This is a genomic window from Arthrobacter sp. TmtSoilC48, from assembly GCF_059739425.1.
Genome location: NZ_AP046049.1, coordinates 1,443,585 through 1,464,206 on the forward strand (window position 1 = coordinate 1,443,585; position 20,622 = coordinate 1,464,206).

The 20,622-nt window shown below is 61.7% G+C and carries 22 protein-coding genes; 16 read left to right on the forward strand and 6 right to left on the reverse strand.

From position 1 onward, the window contains the following. Window positions 1–68 precede the first annotated feature (68 nt). The 9 genes from AC6I97_RS06895 to AC6I97_RS06935 all read left to right on the forward strand — a co-directional run bounded on the left by AC6I97_RS06895 (window position 69) and on the right by AC6I97_RS06935 (window position 7,922). On the forward strand, window positions 69–1,613 hold the full coding sequence (locus AC6I97_RS06895; RefSeq protein ID WP_497944490.1) for an extracellular solute-binding protein: 1,545 nt from the start codon (window positions 69–71) through the stop codon (window positions 1,611–1,613). Beyond that, window positions 1,592–2,584, forward strand: a complete 993-nt coding sequence (locus AC6I97_RS06900) for an ABC transporter permease (protein ID WP_497944491.1) — start codon at window positions 1,592–1,594, stop codon at window positions 2,582–2,584. The genes AC6I97_RS06895 and AC6I97_RS06900 overlap by 22 nt, the downstream gene beginning before the upstream one ends. Continuing rightward, on the forward strand, window positions 2,584–3,456 hold the full coding sequence (locus AC6I97_RS06905; protein WP_224088785.1) for a carbohydrate ABC transporter permease: 873 nt from the start codon (window positions 2,584–2,586) through the stop codon (window positions 3,454–3,456). Before AC6I97_RS06900 ends, AC6I97_RS06905 begins: the two co-directional genes overlap by 1 nt. 24 nt (window positions 3,457–3,480) lie before the next feature. Beyond that, on the forward strand, window positions 3,481–4,152 hold the full coding sequence (locus AC6I97_RS06910; RefSeq protein WP_497944492.1) for a rhamnogalacturonan acetylesterase: 672 nt from the start codon (window positions 3,481–3,483) through the stop codon (window positions 4,150–4,152). Beyond that, a complete protein-coding gene (locus tag AC6I97_RS06915) occupies window positions 4,149–4,826 on the forward strand; it encodes a DUF1961 family protein (RefSeq protein ID WP_497944493.1) in 678 nt (225 codons plus the stop codon). Before AC6I97_RS06910 ends, AC6I97_RS06915 begins: the two co-directional genes overlap by 4 nt. 50 nt (window positions 4,827–4,876) lie before the next feature. Continuing rightward, the gene (locus AC6I97_RS06920) at window positions 4,877–5,899 is read left to right on the forward strand and encodes an acetylxylan esterase (protein WP_497944494.1); all 1,023 of its coding nucleotides are present in this window, start codon (window positions 4,877–4,879) and stop codon (window positions 5,897–5,899) included. A 219-nt stretch (window positions 5,900–6,118) separates the two neighbouring features. After that, window positions 6,119–7,276, forward strand: a complete 1,158-nt coding sequence (locus AC6I97_RS06925) for a 3-deoxy-7-phosphoheptulonate synthase (protein ID WP_224165272.1) — start codon at window positions 6,119–6,121, stop codon at window positions 7,274–7,276. A gap of 163 nt (window positions 7,277–7,439) precedes the next feature. After that, entirely contained in the window at window positions 7,440–7,652 is a 213-nt protein-coding gene (locus tag AC6I97_RS06930) for a helix-turn-helix domain-containing protein (RefSeq protein WP_017199160.1), read from the forward strand. Between the two features lie 171 nt (window positions 7,653–7,823). Continuing rightward, window positions 7,824–7,922, forward strand: a complete 99-nt coding sequence (locus AC6I97_RS06935; RefSeq protein ID WP_003792170.1) for a 30S ribosomal protein bS22 — start codon at window positions 7,824–7,826, stop codon at window positions 7,920–7,922. A 315-nt stretch (window positions 7,923–8,237) separates the two neighbouring features. On the opposite strand, the gene AC6I97_RS06940 is transcribed toward AC6I97_RS06935, so the two are convergent. From AC6I97_RS06940 to AC6I97_RS06950, 3 genes are all read right to left on the reverse strand, one after another. Next, entirely contained in the window at window positions 8,238–9,203 is a 966-nt protein-coding gene (locus tag AC6I97_RS06940) for a DUF559 domain-containing protein (RefSeq protein ID WP_497944495.1), read from the reverse strand. A 151-nt stretch (window positions 9,204–9,354) separates the two neighbouring features. Next, on the reverse strand, window positions 9,355–10,170 hold the full coding sequence (locus AC6I97_RS06945; protein ID WP_224088781.1) for an HAD family hydrolase: 816 nt from the start codon (window positions 10,168–10,170) through the stop codon (window positions 9,355–9,357). 125 nt (window positions 10,171–10,295) lie between these two features. Next, entirely contained in the window at window positions 10,296–11,558 is a 1,263-nt protein-coding gene (locus tag AC6I97_RS06950; RefSeq protein WP_497944496.1) for an IS110 family RNA-guided transposase, read from the reverse strand. A 302-nt stretch (window positions 11,559–11,860) separates the two neighbouring features. On the opposite strand from AC6I97_RS06950, the gene AC6I97_RS06955 reads away from it, so the two are divergent. Both AC6I97_RS06955 and AC6I97_RS06960 read left to right on the forward strand, forming a co-directional pair. Beyond that, window positions 11,861–12,115, forward strand: a complete 255-nt coding sequence (locus AC6I97_RS06955; protein WP_224088780.1) for a glutaredoxin family protein — start codon at window positions 11,861–11,863, stop codon at window positions 12,113–12,115. Between the two features lie 83 nt (window positions 12,116–12,198). After that, window positions 12,199–12,906: a redox-sensing transcriptional repressor Rex gene (locus AC6I97_RS06960; RefSeq protein WP_224088779.1), complete on the forward strand. Its 708-nt coding sequence runs from the start codon at window positions 12,199–12,201 to the stop codon at window positions 12,904–12,906. Between the two features lie 42 nt (window positions 12,907–12,948). Here the strand turns inward: AC6I97_RS06960 and AC6I97_RS06965 are convergent, their stop codons facing one another. The 3 genes from AC6I97_RS06965 to AC6I97_RS06975 all read right to left on the reverse strand — a co-directional run bounded on the left by AC6I97_RS06965 (window position 12,949) and on the right by AC6I97_RS06975 (window position 15,543). Next, complete coding sequence (locus AC6I97_RS06965; RefSeq protein ID WP_497947277.1) at window positions 12,949–13,824, reverse strand: hypothetical protein; 876 nt, start codon at window positions 13,822–13,824, stop codon at window positions 12,949–12,951. Window positions 13,825–14,087: 263 nt separating this feature from the next. Further along, on the reverse strand, window positions 14,088–14,786 hold the full coding sequence (locus tag AC6I97_RS06970; protein ID WP_497944497.1) for a hypothetical protein: 699 nt from the start codon (window positions 14,784–14,786) through the stop codon (window positions 14,088–14,090). Window positions 14,787–14,991: 205 nt separating this feature from the next. Further along, window positions 14,992–15,543 (reverse strand): YceI family protein, encoded by a 552-nt coding sequence (locus AC6I97_RS06975; protein ID WP_224091146.1) that lies wholly within the window; start codon window positions 15,541–15,543, stop codon window positions 14,992–14,994. A 215-nt stretch (window positions 15,544–15,758) separates the two neighbouring features. Between AC6I97_RS06975 and AC6I97_RS06980 the strand changes: the two genes are divergently transcribed. The 5 genes from AC6I97_RS06980 to ccsB are packed head-to-tail and all read left to right on the forward strand — an operon-like array spanning window position 15,759 to window position 20,580. After that, on the forward strand, window positions 15,759–16,424 hold the full coding sequence (locus AC6I97_RS06980) for a histidine phosphatase family protein (protein WP_224088776.1): 666 nt from the start codon (window positions 15,759–15,761) through the stop codon (window positions 16,422–16,424). Between the two features lie 4 nt (window positions 16,425–16,428). Beyond that, the gene (locus AC6I97_RS06985; protein ID WP_309925187.1) at window positions 16,429–17,034 is read left to right on the forward strand and encodes a TlpA family protein disulfide reductase; all 606 of its coding nucleotides are present in this window, start codon (window positions 16,429–16,431) and stop codon (window positions 17,032–17,034) included. Between the two features lie 5 nt (window positions 17,035–17,039). Further along, complete coding sequence (locus AC6I97_RS06990) at window positions 17,040–17,795, forward strand: cytochrome c biogenesis CcdA family protein (RefSeq protein WP_309925189.1); 756 nt, start codon at window positions 17,040–17,042, stop codon at window positions 17,793–17,795. Next, complete coding sequence (gene resB / locus AC6I97_RS06995) at window positions 17,795–19,513, forward strand: cytochrome c biogenesis protein ResB (protein ID WP_497944498.1); 1,719 nt, start codon at window positions 17,795–17,797, stop codon at window positions 19,511–19,513. The genes AC6I97_RS06990 and resB overlap by 1 nt, the downstream gene beginning before the upstream one ends. Further along, window positions 19,513–20,580 carry a c-type cytochrome biogenesis protein CcsB gene (gene ccsB, locus AC6I97_RS07000; protein ID WP_309925194.1) on the forward strand — a complete coding sequence of 356 codons (1,068 nt, stop codon included), beginning with the start codon at window positions 19,513–19,515 and terminating at the stop codon, window positions 20,578–20,580. Before resB ends, ccsB begins: the two co-directional genes overlap by 1 nt. Window positions 20,581–20,622 lie beyond the last annotated feature (42 nt).

Below are 20,622 nucleotides of genomic sequence, written 5' to 3' on the forward strand. Positions count from 1 at the left end.
TTTCCTGCCAACTCCGCAGATACACCCTCGATCTCAACCAACCCCGAAGAAGTGGAAAAGGAACAGCAATGACCTACAACGTCCTGTCCCGTAAGAAACCAACGCTGGCGGCCGCCGTCGTCGTCGCTGCCGCCTTGGCCCTGACCGCTTGCGGTGGCGAAGCGCCGGCGTCGGACCTCTCATCCGTGAAGATCATGGCGCCCTTCCTGGAGGCACAACCGCCGACGCCGGACGGCGCCGTGCAGAAGAAGCTTGAAGAGATCACGGGCAAGGACATCAACATCTCTTGGGCGCCCAACGCCTCCTACGAGGACAAGATGAACATCACCTTGGCCTCCTCCGAGATCCCGAATGTCCTGGTGGTCCAGGGCAAGTCGCCGGGCTTCGTGAAGAACGCAGAAGCCGGGGCGTTCTGGGACCTCACCGATAAACTGAAGGACTACCCGAACCTGAAGACCACGTTCCCCGAGGTCCAGCAAAACGCCAGCGTCAACGGCAAGGTTTATGGGGTTTTCCGGGCTCGTAATCCGATCCGCGCCGCCGTGATGTTCCGCCAGGACTGGCTGGACAAACTGGGTCTGAAGGCGCCGGAGACCACCGAAGACCTGTACAAAGTGGCCAAGGCATTCACCGAGCAGGATCCGGATGGCAACGGCCAGAACGATACCTACGGCATCACGATTCCCAAATGGGGCGCCCTGGGCACCAACAGCCCCTACGACATGATCGAGACCTGGTTCGGCGCCGGAAACCGCTGGACCGAGCGGGACGGCAAGCTGGTGCCGAGCTTCGAAACCGAGGAATTCCTGCAGGCTGATCGCTTCATCAAGAAGATGGTGGACGAGAAGCTCATCAACCCCGACTTCGCCACCTTCGATCCCACCAAATGGAATGAACCTTTCTTCAACGGCAAGGGCGGCATTATTGTCGACGTCGACTCCCGGGTCAGCGTACTGATCAACCTTTTCAAGCAGGCCAACCCGAGCGACTTCCAGAACAAAGTGGGCTTCGTTGGCAGCCTTAAGGGCCCGGACGGTGAACTGCACGCCCACCCTACCGACGGCTACTCCGGCTTTCTGGCCATCCCCAAGTCCAGCGTCAAAACCGAAGCCGACCTGAAGAACGTCCTGACATTCCTGGACAAACTCAACAGCAAAGAAGTTGCAGTGCTTCTCAACAACGGCATCGAGGGAGTCAACTTCACGGTTGAGGACGGCCTCGCCGCCACCATCAAGCCGGAAACGCCGGAGGGCAAGGTAGTCAACACCGACATCAAGAGCTACGCGCAACTTGGAACCAACGTCACGGGGAACAACTTCTACCCGGTGAAGCAGGCGTCCGAGTACGAGCAGAAAGTCTTTGACGATCGCGTTGCAGTGATGGCAAACGACCTCAAGAGTGCCGTATACAACCCGGCCGCGGCCTTCGTTTCCCCCACGTATGTAGCCAAGGGCGCGCAACTGGACAACATTGTGGCCGATGCCCGCATCAAGTACCTGGCCGGGCAGTTGGACGAGCAGGGCTTAAAGGATGCCATCAAGCTGTGGAACACCAGCGGCGGTGACAAGGTCAAAGAAGAAATAAACAAGCTGTGGCAGGACACCAGGAAGTGACCGCCCCGGTCGTCGAAGCCAAGGCCCCGGAGCGGGCGGCCAGCGTGCCGCCCGCCCCGGCGCGGCGACGCAGCTTTGCAGTCCACTTCGCACATTACAAATGGTTGTATCTTCTCCTCCTGCCCGGCGCCTTGTACTTCGCAGTGTTCCGGTACGGTCCCATGTACGGGGTGTCCATCGCCTTCAAGGACTACGTTCCGTTCCTGGGCGTCAACGGCAGTCCATGGGTGGGATTGACGAACTTCACCGATTTCTTCGCCAACCCGGACTTTCCGCGGCTGCTGGGCAACACACTGATCCTGGCTTTCCTGAACCTGGGGATCGCCTTCCCGCTGACCATCGTTCTGGCATTGCTGCTTAACGAGGTCCGGCTTTCGGTTCTGAAGCGAACCGTCCAGACACTCGTCTACATCCCGCACTTTCTGTCCTGGACCATCGTGGCGTCCCTGAGCTTCCTGCTCTTCGCCCTGGACATCGGACCGTTGTTCCAGTTCGTCAACGGGTTGTTCGGCACCAACGTGGACATCCTGTCCGATCCGAACTGGTTCCGGCCGCTGATCGTGCTCCAGGAAATCTGGAAGAACACCGGTTGGGGAACAATCATCTTCCTGGCGGCACTGGCTACCGTGGACCAGGACCAGTACGAGGCCGCGATTATCGACGGCGCCGGCAGGTTCCGGCGCGTCTGGCACATCACCCTGCCCGGCATTCGGTCCACCATCATCGTGATGCTGATCCTGGCCATAGGGCAGATGCTCAACACCGGCTTCGAGCAGATCTACCTCATGACCAACGCACTCAACCGCAGCGTGGCCGACGTCTTCGATACCTACGTGTACTTCGTAGGCATCACCCAAGGCGCCTACAGCTACAGCACCGCCGTCGGGCTTTTCAAGTCTTTGGTGGGCATCGTACTGATCTTCGGCACCAACTGGCTGTCCAAGCGGTTCAACCAGAGCGGACTTTTCTAATGAAGATTCACAACACGCGCGGCGGGCGGATTTTCGATGCCGCCAACTACGTCTTCCTGTCCCTGATCGGCATCATCACGCTGTTGCCTTTCGTCTACGTCCTGGCAGGATCCTTCGCCAACGAAGCAGAGATCACCCGACGGGCGTTCTTCGTCTGGCCGGAGCAATTCACGCTGGGGGCGTATGAGTACATCTTCTCCACGCCGGCATTTACCAAAGCCCTGATCACCACCGTGCTGGTCACGCTGGTTGGGACGCTGGTGCAGCTGGTCCTCACGGTCACCATGGCCTACCCGCTGGCGAAACGTGGACTTCGGGGCCGGAAACTGATCCTGTCCCTGGTGGTTTTTGCCATGGTCTTCTCAGGCGGCATGATTCCAACGTTCCTGCTGGTGAAGGACCTGGGCCTGCTGAACAGCTACTGGGCGCTCATCCTGCCTGCGGCCATCAACCCGTTCAGCCTGATCATCATCAAGAACTTCTTCCAGGAACTCCCCGCGGAGCTCGAGGAATCGGCCAAGATGGACGGCGCGACGGAGATCGGAATCCTCTGGCGGATCCTGCTGCCGCTGTCCAAGCCGGTGTTGGCCACGTTTGCGCTGTTTTACGCGGTGGGTATTTGGAACGACTTCATGTCTCCGCTTTTGTACCTCAGCGACAACAACATGTGGACGCTTCAGATGTACCTGCGCCAGGTCACCGCCGCCTCGGATCTCCTTGGCACCGGCAACGTGGATCCGTCATACATTCCGCCCGAGCAAGGCATCAAGTTTGCCGTGATCGTGGTGGCAACCCTGCCCATCCTTATCTTCTACCCGTTCCTGCAGAAGCACTTTGCCAAGGGAATGCTGATCGGTTCGGTTAAGGGGTAACAGCTCCTTGATGAAAGGAAAATCATGAAAATCCTCCTCGCGGGCGACTCCACTGTGGCAGCCTGCCCCAGTTACGAATACCCGATGAGCGGTTGGGGAGCCCACCTCGCGCCCGAAACCTATTGGTGGGCTGCGGTGCACAACTATGCCAAGGGCGGTGCCACCACGGAGTCGTTCCGCGGTGAAGGCCTCTGGTATCAGCTGCTGGACCAGACCGGTATGGGCGACCTCGTGCTGATCCAGTTCGGGCACAACGACCAAAAGCGCGGGCACCTCGCTGCCCGAACGGGCTATATGGAGAACCTGAAGCGGATGGTGGCCGATGTCCGTTCCAAGGGCGGCATTAACATTCTGTGTACACCGGTGGAACGCCGGAACTTCCTGGATGGAACGCTGCAGCAGACGCTGGGTGACTATCCCGCCGTCGTGCGTGAACTTTGCATGGAGCTGGGGCTGGACGTCATCGACCTCAACCAGTGGACCCGCGCGCTGTACCAGGAGCTGGGGGACGAGGGGTCCAAAGAGTTGTTCTTCCACTTCGCTCCCGGCGAGCATGCGCACTGGGCTGGCGGCCTTGAGGACAACACGCACTTCCATGAGACGGGTGCGCGCCGGATTGCGGTGTACGTTGCGGAGCAGCTCGAAGCGCTCGGCTATGGGTTGGCCGCCACCCTCAAAGCTGGAGTGGGCGCTTGATCTACTCCAACCCCTTGCGGGGTCCTTCGGATATCGCTGGTTGGGTCGCCGAAGGGCCGGTCCAGTTCGGAGTGTACGACGACGGCGGCCCGGATTTGGGCGGCGACGGAACCAGGGCGCTGGTTCTGTCGGGCTCCCTTGACCCAGAGGAACACGGAGACCATGCCCACTGGACCCTCTGGTGCCCTGAGGAAATCCCGGACCATGTCCGGATCGGATGGGAGTTCCTTCCGCTTGAGGAACCAGGCCTGGCCATGGTGTTCTTCTCCGCGCGGGGGCACGATGGCAAGGATCTGTTCTCCGCTTCGCTGGCACCGCGGACCGGTTACTATCCGCAGTACCACTCGGGGGATATTGATGCGCTCCACATCTCCTACTTCCGCCACAAATACGCCGCGGAGCGTGCCTTCAGGACGTGCAACCTGCGCAAAAGTGCCGGCTTCGAACTTGTAGCGCAGGGAGCGGACCCGCTTCCTCCAGCTGAAGATGCAGGCGGCTTTTATCGGATGGAAGTCATCAAAGCTGGTCCCCGTGTGGCCTTTTCGATTAATGATTTGCCTCTCTTCGACTGGGTGGACACCAGCCAGGAACTCCTGGGCGGCGGCTACTTTGGAATCCGCCAAATGGCCCCTCTGCGGGCGGCTTACCGAAACCTCGTGATCACTCCCTTGTAAGTCCCCGTCCTGGTGACCGGCGACACAACCCTATGACGTAGGATGTCCTCATGCCTCTCTTTGACCTGCCCCTTGAGCAGCTCCGTAACTACACCTCCAGCGCCGTTCCGCCTACTGATTTCGACGCTTTCTGGGAGCGCACCCTCGCCGAGGCCCGGGCCTTGCCCCTGAATGCTGCGTTCGAGCCCGTGGACAACTACCTCAGCGTCATGGACACGTACGACGTCACGTACTCCGGCTTCGGGGGAGACCGCATCAAGGGCTGGCTCCACGTTCCGTCGCACCTTGAGCCCGGGCAGCAGCTTCCCGTTGTCGTGGAGTACATCGGCTACTCCGGCGGACGCGGACTGGTCAACCAGAACACCCGGTGGGCGCAGGCTGGATACGCCCACTTCATCATGGACACCCGCGGCCAGGGCTACGGGGGCGTATCCGGTGACACCCCGGATCCACATCCGTCGGCCGGCGGAATCAACTATGCAGGCCTGATGACCCGGGGAGCCGGCCATCAGGACGATTACTACTTCCGCCGGGTCTACGTGGACGCCTTCCGTGCGGTAGAAGCGGCGCAGAGCCATCCCGCCGTCGACCCTTCCAAGGTGGTGCTGGCCGGTATCAGCCAAGGAGGTGGCATTACGGTGGCGGCCGCCGGGCTGGTGGCTGGAAGGCTCGACGGCGTCATCGCCGCGCTGCCCGACGTCCCCTTCCTGCAGGACTTTCCCCGTGCGATCGAGATCGCGCCTCGTGGGCCATACCCGGAAATTGCCGGCTTCCTGGGGCGGCATCGCGACAAGTATGAGCCCATGCTCGCCGTGCTGAATTACTTTGATGGCGTGCATCTCGGCCGGGCAGCCACGGTGCCTGCCCTCTTCTCAGCAGCCCAGATGGACGATATTTGCCCGCCGTCAACCGTGTTTGCGAGCTTCAACAACTACGGCGCTGGGAACCCGGCTTCGGGCGGAAATGCGCCCGCCAAGGACATCGAGGTCTACCGCTTCAATAACCACGAGGGCGGCCAGGAACACCACTGGATCAAGCAGCTCCAGTTCCTCCGCAAACTTTTGTCATCATGACGGACCCAATTTGCCCGGTTTGACGAACCGCGGTTATGGTGTGGCTATGACTAAGCGTTGGTATGCGTATTTTTCGTTGGCTCTGGAGGGGCCCGCGTCTAACTGACACGCATCCAACTTTCCTTCAGAGCCAGCAGGGCAGAGATTATTCTCTGCCCTTCGCCATATCCGGCGGGTTCTGAAAAGGGGCCCGCTCCGCATCCGGAACAGGACCCAGAAATGACCAGCATCGCTGCAGAATCCACCGAGACACTCGATAACGAGGCACTCCCCGCTGCCGGGAAAGCTTCCCAGCCCGCCACCTCCAACCTGCGGGTGGCCCGGTTCGAGCCCCTTCCGGCCCCTCAGGACCTCATCGCCGAGTTGCCGCTGGACGCCCGCTCAGCTGCCGTCGTCGACCGTGGGCGGGATGAAGTCCGGGCCATCATGGACGGCGTGGACGACCGCCTGCTGGTCATCGTCGGGCCTTGCTCCATCCACGATCCCAAGGCCGGCCTGGAATACGCGCGCCGACTGGTCAGCCAGGCGGAGAAGCACAAGGAAGACCTGCTGATCGTCATGCGGACCTACTTCGAGAAGCCCCGCACCACAGTCGGTTGGAAGGGCCTCATCAACGATCCCCACCTGGACGGCAGCCACGATATTGCCGCCGGCCTGCGGGCAGCCCGCGGCTTCCTCAAGCAGGTCACCGCGCTGGGACTGCCCACCGCCACGGAATTCCTGGAACCCATCAGCCCCCAGTACATGGCGGACCTCGTCTCCTGGGGTGCCATCGGCGCCCGCACCACGGAAAGCCAGATCCACCGCCAGCTCGCCTCCGGGCTGTCCATGCCCATCGGCTTCAAGAACGGAACCGACGGCGACCTCCAGGTGGCCATCGATGCCTGTGGCGCCTCGGCGGCTGAGCAGGCTTTCCTCGGAATCGACGACGACGGCCGGGCGGCTCTCGTCGCCACGTCCGGCAACCCGGACACCCACGTGATTCTGCGCGGCGGCCGCAAGGGCCCCAACTACTCGCAGGAAGACGTTGCCGCTGCCTCCGCCAAACTCGCCGCCAAGGGACTGAACCCACGCCTGATCGTGGACGCCAGCCACGCCAACAGCGGCAAGAGCCACCACCGCCAGGCCGAAGTTGCCTTGGAAATCGGTGCGCAGCTTGAAACCGGTTCTTCTTCTCCTGTTGCCGGCGTGATGCTGGAGAGCTTCCTGGTGGGCGGGGCGCAGAACCTCGACGTCGCCAAGCAATTGGCTGGTGAGCAGGAACTGGTCTACGGCCAGAGCGTTACCGATGCCTGCATGGAATGGGACGTCACCGCTTCAGTGCTGGAGCAGCTCGCTGCGTCGGCCCGGAAGCGCCGGCTGGTCCCGGGGGAGTAGCCGGGGGAGTAGCCGGGGAGTAGAGTCCCACTTACCGGAAATGCTTTCACATTGGTCACTTCAGCCTCTAGAGTATCTAGCACATGGTTGTTTGATGGCTCAGCATCGGCACACCGTTCTACTGGGGGTGTCCTGTCCAGCTGAGAGCAAAGGAATATGGGAAATGTCCGCGGAGACTAACTTCTCGAATGCGCGTTTCATGACTGTGGCTGAAGTAGCCGACGTCCTGCGTGTTTCCAAAATGACTGTGTATCGCCTGGTCCACTCAGGGGAAATGCCTGCCGTCAGGTTTGGCCGCTCCTTCCGGGTGCCTGAAGAAGCCGTGGCCCAGTACCTCAAGGGTGCTGTGGTCGACGGACAATCGGAGACCGCCTGAGGGCGCCGGAGTCCGTCCCGCGGACCGTGGTCACGGGGTGCCCCTTTGAAGCGGTACTCTGTTAAGGAACGTTTTACGTCAATGTAAGAATCTGTCAGTTGTACTGTCTGCTGCTAGTCCGCGGATCCGTTCCAACAGACAGGACCTTCATCTAGTTTGTAAGGAACTTTCGTGGGTTCAGTTATTAAGAAGCGCCGCAAGCGTATGGCCAAGAAGAAGCACCGCAAGCTGCTTCGCAAGACTCGCCACCAGCGCCGCAATAAGAAGTAGAGATACTTCACCAAGCGTGAATGCCCGTTGCCTCCAAGGCGGCGGGCATTTTTGCTCTCTCACATCGGGGCGTTTGTGGCCGGATGTTCGCTCACTTCCTGACCTGTTTGGCCGGATGTTCTCTCACTTCCTGGCCTGTTTGGCCGGATGTTCTCTCACTTCCTGGCCTGTTTGGCCGGATGTTCTCTCACTTCCTGGCCTGTTTGGCCGGATGTTCTCTCACTTCCTGGCCTGTTTGGCCGGATGTTCTCTCACTTCCTGGCCTGTTTGGCCGGATGTTCTCTCACATCCTGGCCTGTTTGGCGTGATGCTCGCTCACATCGCGTTCCTGGCAAACCCGGAGGCAACGGATGGATCCATCCATGCAGTCCGCAGGGCCCTCTTGATCTGCCGAACGGCATTGCCGAAGTTGTCCGCCTGGTCCTCTTTTCCAAAGACAAGGACAGTCCAACCGGCTGCTCTGAAGGCCTTATCCCTGCGCCGATCGCTATGCATCTGCTCCTCCTCAAGGTGATGGCCGCCGTCGTACTGGATCGCGAGGCGACGGGCCTTGAAACCCAAGTCCGCTGAAGGCGAGAAGGGGTCGTTCGCGCGCAGCATCACTTGAAGCTGAGGTTCCGGCAAATTGGCATCAAGCATGGCCATACGTAGTAAAGTCTCTGGAGCCGAGTCGGCCCCGACGCGCATAAGGTCAAGGGCTTGCCGTGCACGGACTACGCCTTGGCGGTTTTTGTGTCGTTCGACCATGTTCCGGAGCTGCTCGGCAGTAGCAAACGGTGCATCGCGCCCCTCAAACTCGGGTCGCGGAATGCGGATCAACTGATCTGCCACGCATACGAGGTCATGAAGGGGGAGACGACGCGCCAAATCCAGCCATGTTCGGGCTCGAGTGCTCATCCAAATCCCTTGGACTTGCTCAATCTCCCCCTCGAAGTGCTTTTCCGTGTGCCCGATGATGCCCTTGCGCCGAACAGATGGCAGATGTCGGGGTTTGCTCAAATGCAGTTCATTGGAATCCGAAAGCCACGCTGGCAAGACAAAACCATAGAGCCTGGCGGCAGTTGTGTGGGAGATCCAAGCGCCAGGGCTGGCTGAGGAAAGGGAACGGGCGGCTGCCGGAAGGTCGAAATCCCAATCGCTTGGCCGGTACAAGCCACGGCTAACGGGAAGGATGTTGCTGCTGCGCCAAATGGCAGCGGGGTTGATGCCCGCTGCTTTGGCTTCGTTCAGGCTGAAAGGCCGCAAGATCGGGCTGGACGGGTTGAGTAGCGAATTCTGCATACCCGCATTGTTTCTTGGAAGCGGCAAAGCGTGCAGAAGTTATCCACAGGCAGACCAGTGCTACTGGAGGATGTGAGAGCGGAACGGTGGAAACGCGTTGGGATGTGAGAGCGGAACGGTGGAAACGCGTTGGGATGTGAGAGCGGAACGGCTAGCGGGGACCACGGAACTTTGAGAACCCTCGCCACAGTCCGTAAATGGCTCCGCCGACGGTTGCGGCCTTAAGTCCAAGGGTTGCTGCACGGCGTCCGGAGCGGAAGTCGTATACAGGCCAGTTGTTGTCGCGGGCATGCCGGCGCAGCTTGGAGTCGGGGTTGATCACCACGGGGTGCCCCACCATAGTCAGCAGCGGGATGTCATTGGCAGAGTCGCTGTAAGCCCAGCAGTGTTCCAAGTCCAAGCCTTCTTGATCAGCGATGAGTTGGACGGCGATGGCCTTGGCCGGCCCGTGCAGGATGTCACCCACAAGCTTGCCGGTATACATTCCGTCATGGACCTCGCCCACGGTCCCCAGCGCGCCCGTCAGTCCGAGCCTTGTGGAGATGACTGTGGCAACCTCAATGGGTGTGGCCGTCACTAACCACACCCGTCGGCCTACACGAAGGTGCTGCTCCGCGAGTGCCTTGGTTCCGGGCCAGATCCGTGACTCGATCATTTCGTCATAAACTTCTTCGCCGAGGGCTTTGATGTCCTCCACGGTTATCCCGGCAGCCAGGGTCAGGGCCGAGTCGCGCACGGCATGGACGTCGTCCATATTCTCGCCACGCATGACAAATTTGAACTGCTTCCACGCGAAGCCAGCCGCCTGGGACAGGGTGAATGCCTTGCGTTCGTACATCTTGCGGGCCACGTGGAAGAGGCTCGCGCCCTTCATCAACGTGTTGTCGACGTCGAAGAAAGCGGCTTCGCCGGTGTGCTGTGGCACCTTGGCGTCGGCGACCACGGCGGCGTTCTTCTCGTCGGGCATGCCTTGAGTCTAGTCAATCGCCCGGCCCCGGCGTTGAGGGCGCACGGTGGGCGACCGCCGGGGTGGATGTGAGAGAGGGATGGCCGGGGAGGGGGTGGGATGTGAGAGTGCCCCTATGTTTTTCGTCAAGCGGTTGCGGGTGTTTGGGGTTGGTATAGGGTCCCGTCTCTGAGCATGGCGTAGAGGGTGTCGCAGCGGCGTCGGGCGAGGGCGATAAGGGCTTGGCTGTGGTGTTTGCCTTCGGCGCGTTTGCGGTCGTAGTAGGAGCGCGATTGCGGGTCTTTGAGGGCTGCGAAGGCGGAGAGGTAGAGGGTGCGTTTGAGGACTTTGTTGCCTTTGCGGGAGGCGCGGTCTGCCCGGATGGAGGACCCCGAACGCCAGGTCACGGGGGCCAGGCCGGCGTAAGAGGCCAAGTGCCCCGCGGTCGGGAAGTCTTTCCCGGCGACTTCGGTAAGGATCCGTGCTGCGGTCCTGATGCCCACTGCCGGCAGAGACATCAGGACCGGGTAAAGAGGGTGGGCCTCCACAAGGGCCTCGACCTGGGCGTGAACCATGGCGCGTCCTTCATGGAGCCTGGCGAGCATTCCGGCCAGTTCCGGGAGCACGATCGTTGCGGCGTTCGTCCCAACAACCGTGACTGTTTGCCGGCCGAGGGCGTCGATGATCTCATCTGCCAGGCGTTCGCCCATGCGCGGGGCGAGCTTGGTCAGCCGGTTCGCGATCCGGCGCCTGCCGGCGTGACGCAGCGCTTCAGGGGTGGGCCAGGTCCGCAGCAGATCCTGGACCGCGGGATGATCCAGCCTGGGACCAAGCACCCGCTCAAGCGCCGGGTGGATCTGGGTCAACAGCCCACGGATCCGGTTGGACGTGGCCGTGGCCTGCTTGGCCAGATCATCATCGAACCCGCACAGCATGCCCAACTCGGCCAACTGCTCGTCAGCGAGCCGGACCGAGCGCAGGGTGTGCGGCATGGTCCGGGCCGCGTCGGCGATGATGAACGCGTCGCGGGCATCGGTCTTGGCCTCCCCGGGATGCAGGTCCGCGATCCGGCGCATCGCCAAACCAGGCAAATACCCCACCAGAACACCGGCGGCCTGGGCCACCGCGACCGGCAACGCACCAATGGTCGCTGGCTGGTCAACTACCAGCAGGATCCGGCCGTGATGCTCCAACTCGGCCAGAATGTCTTGGATCCTGGCCTCGTCGTTAGGCAGCGCCCGGTCCAGCAGCTTCTTTCCCGCCCGGTCCACGGCAACGGCATGATGCTCGCCCTTGCCCACATCCAGTCCGATGAACACCTCAACCGTTTCGTGTTCTGCGATCACGTTGGCACCTCCAGTCGTAGTCAGCTCCCGTGCTGGCCTGTCCGCGGTGTCAGGGCCCGGCATCCACGTTACGCACGACGTTCCCACACTGTCCTGCCCCTATAAGCGGTCTCCCCGACACCTGCCAACCCCGGTGACAACACTCTCAAGATCATCAACAACAGAGGATCACAATCATGCCGGGATCAGCAGGCCAGCACACCCACATCCTGCACCAGGAAACGGGCTACGAAAAAGGTAACGGGGTGGCCGGGAGGGGGGTGGGATGTGAGAGAGGGGTGGCCGGGAGGGGGTGGGATGTGAGAGAGGGATGGCCGGGAAGGGGGTGGGATGTGAGAGAGCGTTGGGGCGGTTACCGTTGTGTCATGGCTATTCCCGACGTCGTCCTCCTCACCAAAGCTGACTGCCACCTGTGCACGGAGGCACGTGCCGCCGTCGAGCGCGTTACCTCGGCACTGGGCATCCAGTGGACCGAGCAGGCAATTGACGGAAAGGCAGAACTGCAGGAGCGTTACGCGGAGGAAATTCCAGTGGTGCTGGTGGATGGGGTCCAGCGCGACTTTTGGAAGATCGACGAGCAGCGCTTGACCCGTACATTGAAAAAAGTTCTCGAAGGCTGAGGACCACGGGACTCTGTTACCCGGAAGTACCGGCTTTTGTTGAGTCCGCCCAAGGGCCATAGAGTGGAACAACAAGCGACGCAATGGAGAAAACCGTGACTGCGCTGGAACCGTCCCCGGGGGCAACAAGCGGGGACAACGAACCTGCCGCCAAGCAGATCCCGCCCGCGGCTGTGGCCCGGATGACTCTCTATTTGCGCGCGCTCAACTCGCTCCTGGCAGAAGGCGTGGAACGTGTGTCATCGGACGCGTTGGCCGAGGCTTCAGGCGTCAGCTCCTCCACGCTCCGCAAAGACCTTTCCTACGTGGGCTCGTACGGGACCCGCGGGGTGGGCTACGAAGTCCAGTACCTGAGCCGTCACATTGCTGCAGCCCTTGGCCTGACGCATGACTGGAAGGTCGCAATCGTCGGCGCCGGTAACCTCGGCAAGGCCCTGGCGCGGTACGGCGGCTTCGAGTCCCGGGGATTCGACGTCGTAGCTATTTTCGACGCAGACCCCATGGTGATCGGCAACGAGGTGGGTTGGTTGCGGGTCAGCGATTCAGCGGAACTTGAACGTGTCCTGGAACGCACCCACACCAACATGGTGGTGCTGGCATTGCCCGCCACAGTGGCCCAGGAAGTCTGTGATCGCGTCATCGCTGCCGGAATCCGGAGCATCCTGAGCTTTGCTCCGGTTCTCCTGCAGGTTCCGCCGCACGTGAACCTCCGCAAGGTGGATATGGCCACCGAGCTGCAGATCCTGGCGTACCACGCACAACGGGCGCAGACACCGGGTCAGGCTGTCTAGCCTTTCCGGGTCCGCGCCCGCTGTGGAACGAACTGCCGTGGTTTAGCGGCCGTACGGGTTCTGGTACGGGTTGCCGAAAGGCTGCGGCTTACGGAAATACGGAGCCGACGCCGGCAGGTACAGCAGGACGATTGCGGCAACTCCCAGCAGGATCACCAAGAGCTGCAGGATGCCATACGTAGCACCGAACTGGAACAGTCCGGCGAGGCCGAGGACGGAGATCGCCGCGAAGACGGTGCCCAGGATCCTGGCCCAGTTCTTGCCCTTGCGGACCGGGAATGCAACCAAGGCGTAGAGGCCCAGGGACACGATGGCTCCAATGATGGCGGCAACGACGATACCGCCACGCATGCCTTCCAGGGAGCCTTCCGGGAATTCGGTGCCCTGCTGTGCAGCCTGCTGGATCATCGAGTTGATGAAGGCATCCGAGCCGGTGGTGGCCAGGATCAGCGAGCTGATGGCGGACAGGATGCCCGCTGCGATGATCATCCAGAAGGAGATGTTGACCAGCGGGGGAACCGTAGCAGGCCCTGGCTGCTGGCTGGGCCAGTTGGTGTCCTGCCCGTATTGCGGGGCCTGCTGACCGTAGGGAGACGGCTGCTGGCCGTAGGGCGACTGCTGACCAAACTGCGGCGACTGTTGGCCAAACTGGGGAGCCTGCTGACCATATTGGGGAGCCGGGGGCTGGCCATATTGGGGAGCAGCCGGGGACTGCTGACCGTACTGCGGAGCGCTGGGCTGCTGACCATATTGGGGAGTCTGCTGGCCGTACTGCGGTGCCGACGGCTGACCGTACTGTGGCATGGATGGCTGGCCCGGCTGCTCAGGCTTGTTGGCGTCGCCCTTGTTATCACCGGTGTTGGGATCGCCCGGTTTGGCGTCCCCGGCGTTGGACGGCGGGTATGGAGGGTTGCTCATGGCATTCCTTTGCTTGTTCGACTGCTGGTACGGCTGCCGGGATCAGCAAAAAGACCCTGCCCCCAGCCTGGTTCTGCTTCCACCGTACCTCCGGGGTCCGGTGCTGCGGATGATCACACGCAGGAATTTCCTGCTTCAGATGAAATCATCACGATGGCGTACGCCTTCATGATGAAGGCCGCGGTGGTCCAATGGACCACCACGGCCTTGTGCACCTGTCAGGGCGGCTTGGATGAGAGCCCGACGGCGGTACTTCAGGCAGGTTAGACGGCGCCCTTTACTGCCTTGAACCACAGCTGCGAGTTCGGCAGCCACATCAGCACAACGGCCACTGCGCTGACCAGGAAACCGAACCAGTTGCCACCCAGGCCTGCACCGGGTCCGCCGGCGTTGATGGAGCCGAAGATGGCGAGCAACAGGGAAACTGCGGCAAGGACGGTGAGGGCGAGGCGTGCCCATTCCTTGCCTTCCTTCATCTTCATGGCAAGGACTATCTGGGCGGCTGCAACAGCAAGGCTGATGATCAGGAGAACCAGGAGGAGTGCGGCAACTCCCGGCATGAAAGCGAACGCTGCGATGATGGCGAAAAGCCCGATGAGGCCAAACAGGAGGCCCAGGAGTCCCGAGATGACCCAAATGAAGTACGACACTTTGAGCTCGGTGGGCAGGCCCATGGTCTTGAAGAGGCCCGAGAAACCACCTTGCGGAAGGATGTCATTGAAATTGCGGGGGCCGTCGGTGGGCATTTCGAAGTGGAAACCGCCCGCCTGTCCGGGCTGGCCTGGCCCGGGCTGCGAGTACTGGCCAGGCTGCGAATACTGACCTGGTTGCGACGGCGGCTGGTAGCCCTGGGGTGGTTGGTAACCCTGCGGTGGTTGGTAACCCGCAGGAGGAACATTGCCGGGCTGCGGAGGCTGGGCGCCGGGCTGCTGAGGCTGTGGTACTTCGTCTGGGTTACTCATGGCATCACTTTAGACCGCAGGTTGAGGGATGCATAGGAAATTCGGAGCTGCCTCGCAGTGAACTACAGGGTGTTTGCCGAATAATCGCAGGGTGACTTCCGAGTACGCGAATGAGTATGCGAAACGGCGCCCCCACAGCGGAACTGTGACGGGGCGCCGTTTACTCGGGACTGCTGTACGAGTTCCCGTGCAAGCTGCTGTGGATCTAGGCAGCTGCCGGTGCGATGAACGCGAGTTCCAGGTTGATGACAACCTTGTCGCTGACCAGGACGCCACCGGCCTCAAGCACGGCGTTCCAGGTCAGGCCGAAGTCCTTGCGGCTGATGGTGGTTTCGCCGGAGACGCCTGCACGGGTGTTGCCGAAGGGATCCACTGCGACGCCGTTGAATTCGGTTTCGATGGAAACTTCCTTGGTGACCCCCTTGATGGTGAGATCGCCCACAAGATCGAAGCCGTCGCCGTTTGCCTTGACGTGGCGGGAGACGAAGGTGATCTCCGGGTACTTCTCCACATCGAAGAAGTCTTCGCCCTTGACGTGGCCGTCGCGGTTGACGTCGCCGGAGTCAAAGCTGGCGGTCCGGATGGTTGCGTTGACCTTGGAGTCCGTCAGCGTCTCGCCGACTTCGAGGGTTGCTTCGGCATCCTTGAAGACGCCGCGGACCTTGCTGATACCTGCGTGGCGGACGGTGAAGCCGATCTCGCTGTGGGAAGCGTCGAGGGTCCAGATGCCGGTGGTGACGTTGGCGGGAAGGGTCATCATGATGTTTCTCCTGTATGTAGTGGAAGGTACCGCTTGCTTGCCCGGCGGACTGGTTGATGCATTTACTTGAAACGTCAACCGAGCTTCGTGTCTAGTATAAACATGCATATGCATCTTTTATTCCAACTCCACGGAACATTTTGAGAAAACTTTGAGTTCTACTGACGGTAGAAGATTTCGGATCGCCCCGCTTCTTTGAGAAACTGGTAAACATGCCCCAAGCAACTGTCCATCTGCTTCGCCATGGCGAGGTCCATAATCCCGATGGCGTCCTCTATGGCCGGCTGCCTGAATTCCATCTCTCCGAGCGGGGCCGGGAGATGGCCCGCATGCTGGCCGAGCACTTCACCGTCCGCGCAAACGAGGGTGCCAGGATTGTCCACTTGGTCGCCTCGCCGCTCACGCGCGCCCAGGAAACGGCAATGCCCACTGCCGAGGCACTCCATCTCGATATCCATACAGACCCCAGGATCATCGAAGCAGAGAACCACTTCGAGGGACTCCACCCCACGCGCAGCGAATTCCTGAAGCCCAAGCACTGGCTCTATTTCCGGAACCCCCTGCGCCCGTCCTGGGGCGAGCCCTACAAAGAGCAGGCCGCACGCGTCATGGCTGCCGTTGAAGATGCGCGCGTCAAGGCGATCGAACTGGGTGGCGACGGCGCGGAAGCGATCCTCGTCAGCCATCAGCTTCCCATCTGGTCCACCCGCCTGTCCGCCGAGGGCCGCCGGCTGGCGCACGACCCCCGTAAGCGTGAGTGCACCTTGACCTCCCTGACATCCCTGGTCCTGGACGAGGACGGCAGGATTGTGCGGGTCGAATACAGCGAACCTGCTGCCGTGCTCCTTCCCGGTGCAGCAAGCACTCCGGGGGCGTAGGCACATGAACAACAACGTTTCGCGTCGCGGCGTGCTCACAGCCGGTGGTGTCCTGTTGGCAGGACTTACCATGGGCCTGTCGGCCTGCGCCCAGAAGGACTCCCTCGCAGAGCAGGCCCGAAAAGGCGACAACAAGAACTACGTGGCCGGGGACGGTTCCGTCACCGAGTTCGCCAAAGCCGACCGCGCTGCACCGGTGGCGCTCAAGGGGACACTCTTCAATGGGGAGACGGTCAAGCCCGAAGATCTCAAGGGTAAAGTCACGGTCTTGAACTTCTGGTTCGCGGCCTGTGCCCCGTGTCGCGTCGAAGCTCCCCAGCTTGAAGCCCTGCACCAGGACTTCAAGGACCAAGGCGTTCAATTCTTCGGCGTTAACCTGCGTGACGAGAAAGCCACCGCAGAGGCCTTCGACAAGACCTTCAACCTCACCTACCCGAGCTTCAACGACAAAGACGGGGCCGTGCTCCTGTCTGTGTCCGGAATCGTGCCTCCGGGCGCGGTGCCCACCACATTGGTCCTGGACAAGGAGGGCAAAGTTGCCTCCCGCGTCCTCGGCGAAATTGAGAAGAGCACGTTGAAGGCCCTCATTACGTCCGCAGTGGCTGAGTAGTACCAATGAACAGTCCTTTCGCCGAGACGATCCTGAACGGATCACTGCTGCTTGCCGTGCCGGTCGCGCTGCTGGCCGGACTCGTCTCGTTCCTTTCGCCGTGCGTGCTGCCACTCGTCCCCGGCTACCTTGGCTACGTCACGGGACTGACCGGCGTCGATCTCCAAAAGCAGCGGCGCGGCCGCATGCTGGCAGGTATTGGGCTGTTTGTGCTGGGCTTTTCGGTGATCTTTGTCCTCCTGGGCGGTGCCTTTGGGCAGCTTGGGACCCTCCTGACAGGCCCGCAGAACGCCTGGATCACCCAAGTGCTGGGCATTCTGGTCATCCTCATGGGCGTCGTCTTTATGGGTGGCTTTGGTTGGCTGCAGCGCGACGCCAAAATCCATGCGAAGCCTCCGGCCGGCCTGTGGGGCGCGCCGCTCCTGGGGCTGACGTTCGGCCTGGGGTGGGCCCCATGCATCGGGCCCACATACTCCGCGGTACAGTTGCTGAGCTTGTCCGGCGGATCGTCGGCGGCAAAGGGTGCGCTCCTGGCCTTCGTTTACAGCCTTGGCCTGGGTATCCCGTTCCTCCTGATCGCCCTTGCCGTCCGGCGGGGCATGGGCGTCATGTCCTTCTTCCGGACGCACCGCCTGGCGATCCAGCGGTTTGGCGGAGGCATCCTGATTTTGCTCGGCATCCTGATGGCCACCGGTGTGTGGGGAAACTGGGTGACCGAGTTGCAGTACTGGTTCCAAACCGATGTGAAGTTGCCAATCTGATGAGCGAGTCCGTGAAAGCCAAGAAGAAGTCACCACCCGCTGAAAGCACGAACACGAAGACAGCGGAAGGAAAACTCCAGCAGGCCAAGTCCGAGGCCGCGCTGCCCTCCTTGGGTATCCTGGGCATGCTTCGGTGGGCTTGGACCCAGCTGACGAGCATGCGGACGGCGTTGTTCCTGCTGCTCCTGTTGGCCGTGGGCGCGGTGCCGGGGTCCCTGTTCCCGCAACGCCCTGCGAACCCTGCGGTTGTCACCCAGTACATCAAGGACAACCCGTCCTATGGTCAGCTGCTCGACGCCCTGCAGCTCTATGACGTGTACTCGTCGGCCTGGTTCTCGGCCATTTACATCCTGCTGTTCATCTCCCTGATCGGTTGCGTCACCCCGCGGGCCATCGCCCACTACAAGGCGATGAAGTCGCAGCCGCCGCGCACGCCCAAGCGCCTTTCGCGACTGCCGGAGTACGGCACCTTGGCGCTGCCCGCCGACGCCGGGATCCCGGCGTCGAAAGCTATCAACGATGCCGCCGGACTGCTCAAAAGGCGCGGCTACCGCGTGGAAGTCAGGGACGTCGACGGCGACCTCCCGTCCCTGGGTGCCGAGCGCGGCTTCCTGAAGGAAGTCGGCAACCTGGTCTTCCACACTTCCCTGATCGGCGTGTTGGTTTCCGTGGCTATCGGCGGCCTGTTCGGCTACAGCGGCCAGCGGATCCTGGTAGAGGGCGAGACGTTCGTCAATACTTTGGTGGGTTACGACCAATTCACGCCGGGCACCAACTTCCAGAGCAGTTGGCTCCAGCCCTACTCCATTCAGTTGGACAAGTTCGAGGCCACCTTCGATCGCGAATCGCCGAAGAAGATCGGCCAGCCCATCGACTACACCGCTGAGGTCACCACCAAGGAAAATCCGGATTCGCCGGCGAAGAAGGAAATCCTCAAGGTCAACGATCCCATCACACTGGGCGGCACCAGCCTGTACCTCACGGGAAACGGCTACGCCCCCGTAGTGACAGTCCGCGACGGCGAGGGCAACATCGCTTTCCAGGGGCCGGTCACGGCCAAGGTCCAAGGCGACAACTACTACTCATCCGTGGTCATCAAGGTGCCGGACGGCAAACCGGACCAGCTGGCGTTCCAAGGCTTCTTCCTGCCCACGGCGTTCAAATCCGATGAGGGCATCTCCTTCAGCGCAAGTCCTGAACTCTTCAACCCACAGTTGAGCCTTGACTCCTACTACGGCGACCTCGGCCTGGACAAGGGCGTGCCCCAGAACGTGTTCGAGCTGGACGTCAGGGACCTCACGCAGCTCAACGGCCGGAAACTTGAAGCCGGCGGAATCACGCTTGCCCCAGGGATGACGAAAACGCTGCCGGACGGCAAAGGCAGCATCAGCTTCGACGGCGTCAAGAAGTACATCGGCGTGGACGTCCACCACAACCCCGGGCAGCTGTACGCGTTGATCTTCGGCCTACTGGCCGTTGCCGGCCTGGTGACTTCGCTCTACGTCAACCGCCGCCGTGTCTGGGTCCGCACTGGAACCCACCAGGACGGCCGCACCATGGTGGAGTATGGCCTGCTGGCGCGAGGCGAAGACCACCGGCTCGCGGGCGAAGCAGCAGCCCTCCGCGAACTCTTTACCCGGGAATGGCAGATCTCCTCTGACTCCGGCAACCAGGCAGCAACCCCCACAGTCTCTTCCCCAACCTCGAAGGACCAGTAATGCCCGTCATCAACGAAACCCTGGGCCAGTACAGCGAGCTGTTCATGCTGCTGGCCGCCGGCACGTACACCGTGGCGTTTATCGCGTTTGCCTGGGACCTGGCCAAGAGCAGCAAGGCGCTGCGTGCAATCGACTTGAAGGCTGCCGCCAGCTCTCCTTCAGAGAAGGTGGCGGTGGCCGCTGGTCGCGCCAGCGGACGCTTGGGAGGGGCCGACGCCGGTGGGCCGGCCGGCCGTGCCGAGCGTCCGACGTCGGGCCTCACCATCGAGGGTGGCACAGCGGCCGGTGACATGAAGTACTCAGCCGAACGGCGTGTGCCTGCCCGGGTGGCTGTGGCACTTACAGTACTGGGCGTACTCATTCATGGTGCGGGCGTTGTGACCCGTGCACTGGGCGCAGGCCGGGTGCCGTGGGGGAACATGTACGAGTTCCTCACCACCGGTGCATTCGTCGCCGTGGCAGTCTTCCTGATCGTGCTCATCCGCCGTGACCTGCGGTTCCTCGGTACGTTCGTCATCGGCCTGGCCATCATCATGCTGGTGGCTGCTTCGGTATCGTTCTGGACGCCGGTGGGCCACCTGGTCCCGGCCCTGCAGAGTTACTGGCTGATCATCCACGTCTCCATCGCGGTCCTGTCCTCGGCCCTGTTTACTTTAACCTTCGCCATGTCCGCGCTGCAGTTGGTTCAGTCGTACCGGCAGAAGAACCTGGCCGCGGGCCGGGCGGACAATCTTGGCTTCATGAGGGTGGTCCCGAACGCCCTGAGCCTGGAAAACCTGTCCTACCGCATCAACGCCATCGCCTTCATCGGCTGGACGTTCACCCTCATGTTCGGTGCCATCTGGGCTGAGAAGGCCTGGGGCAGGTTCTGGGGCTGGGACCCCAAGGAAGTGTGGACGTTTGTCATTTGGGTGGTCTACGCCGGCTACCTTCACGCCCGGGCTACCCGTGGTTGGACGGGAACCCGCGCAGCGTGGTTGTCGATCGTTGGCTACGCCTGCGTGATCATCAACTTCACACTCGTGAACACCGTCTTCAACGGTCTGCACTCGTACTCCGGGCTCTAAGCCGCGGAACGCCTTAGATTTCCGGAACGCCTTAGATTTCAG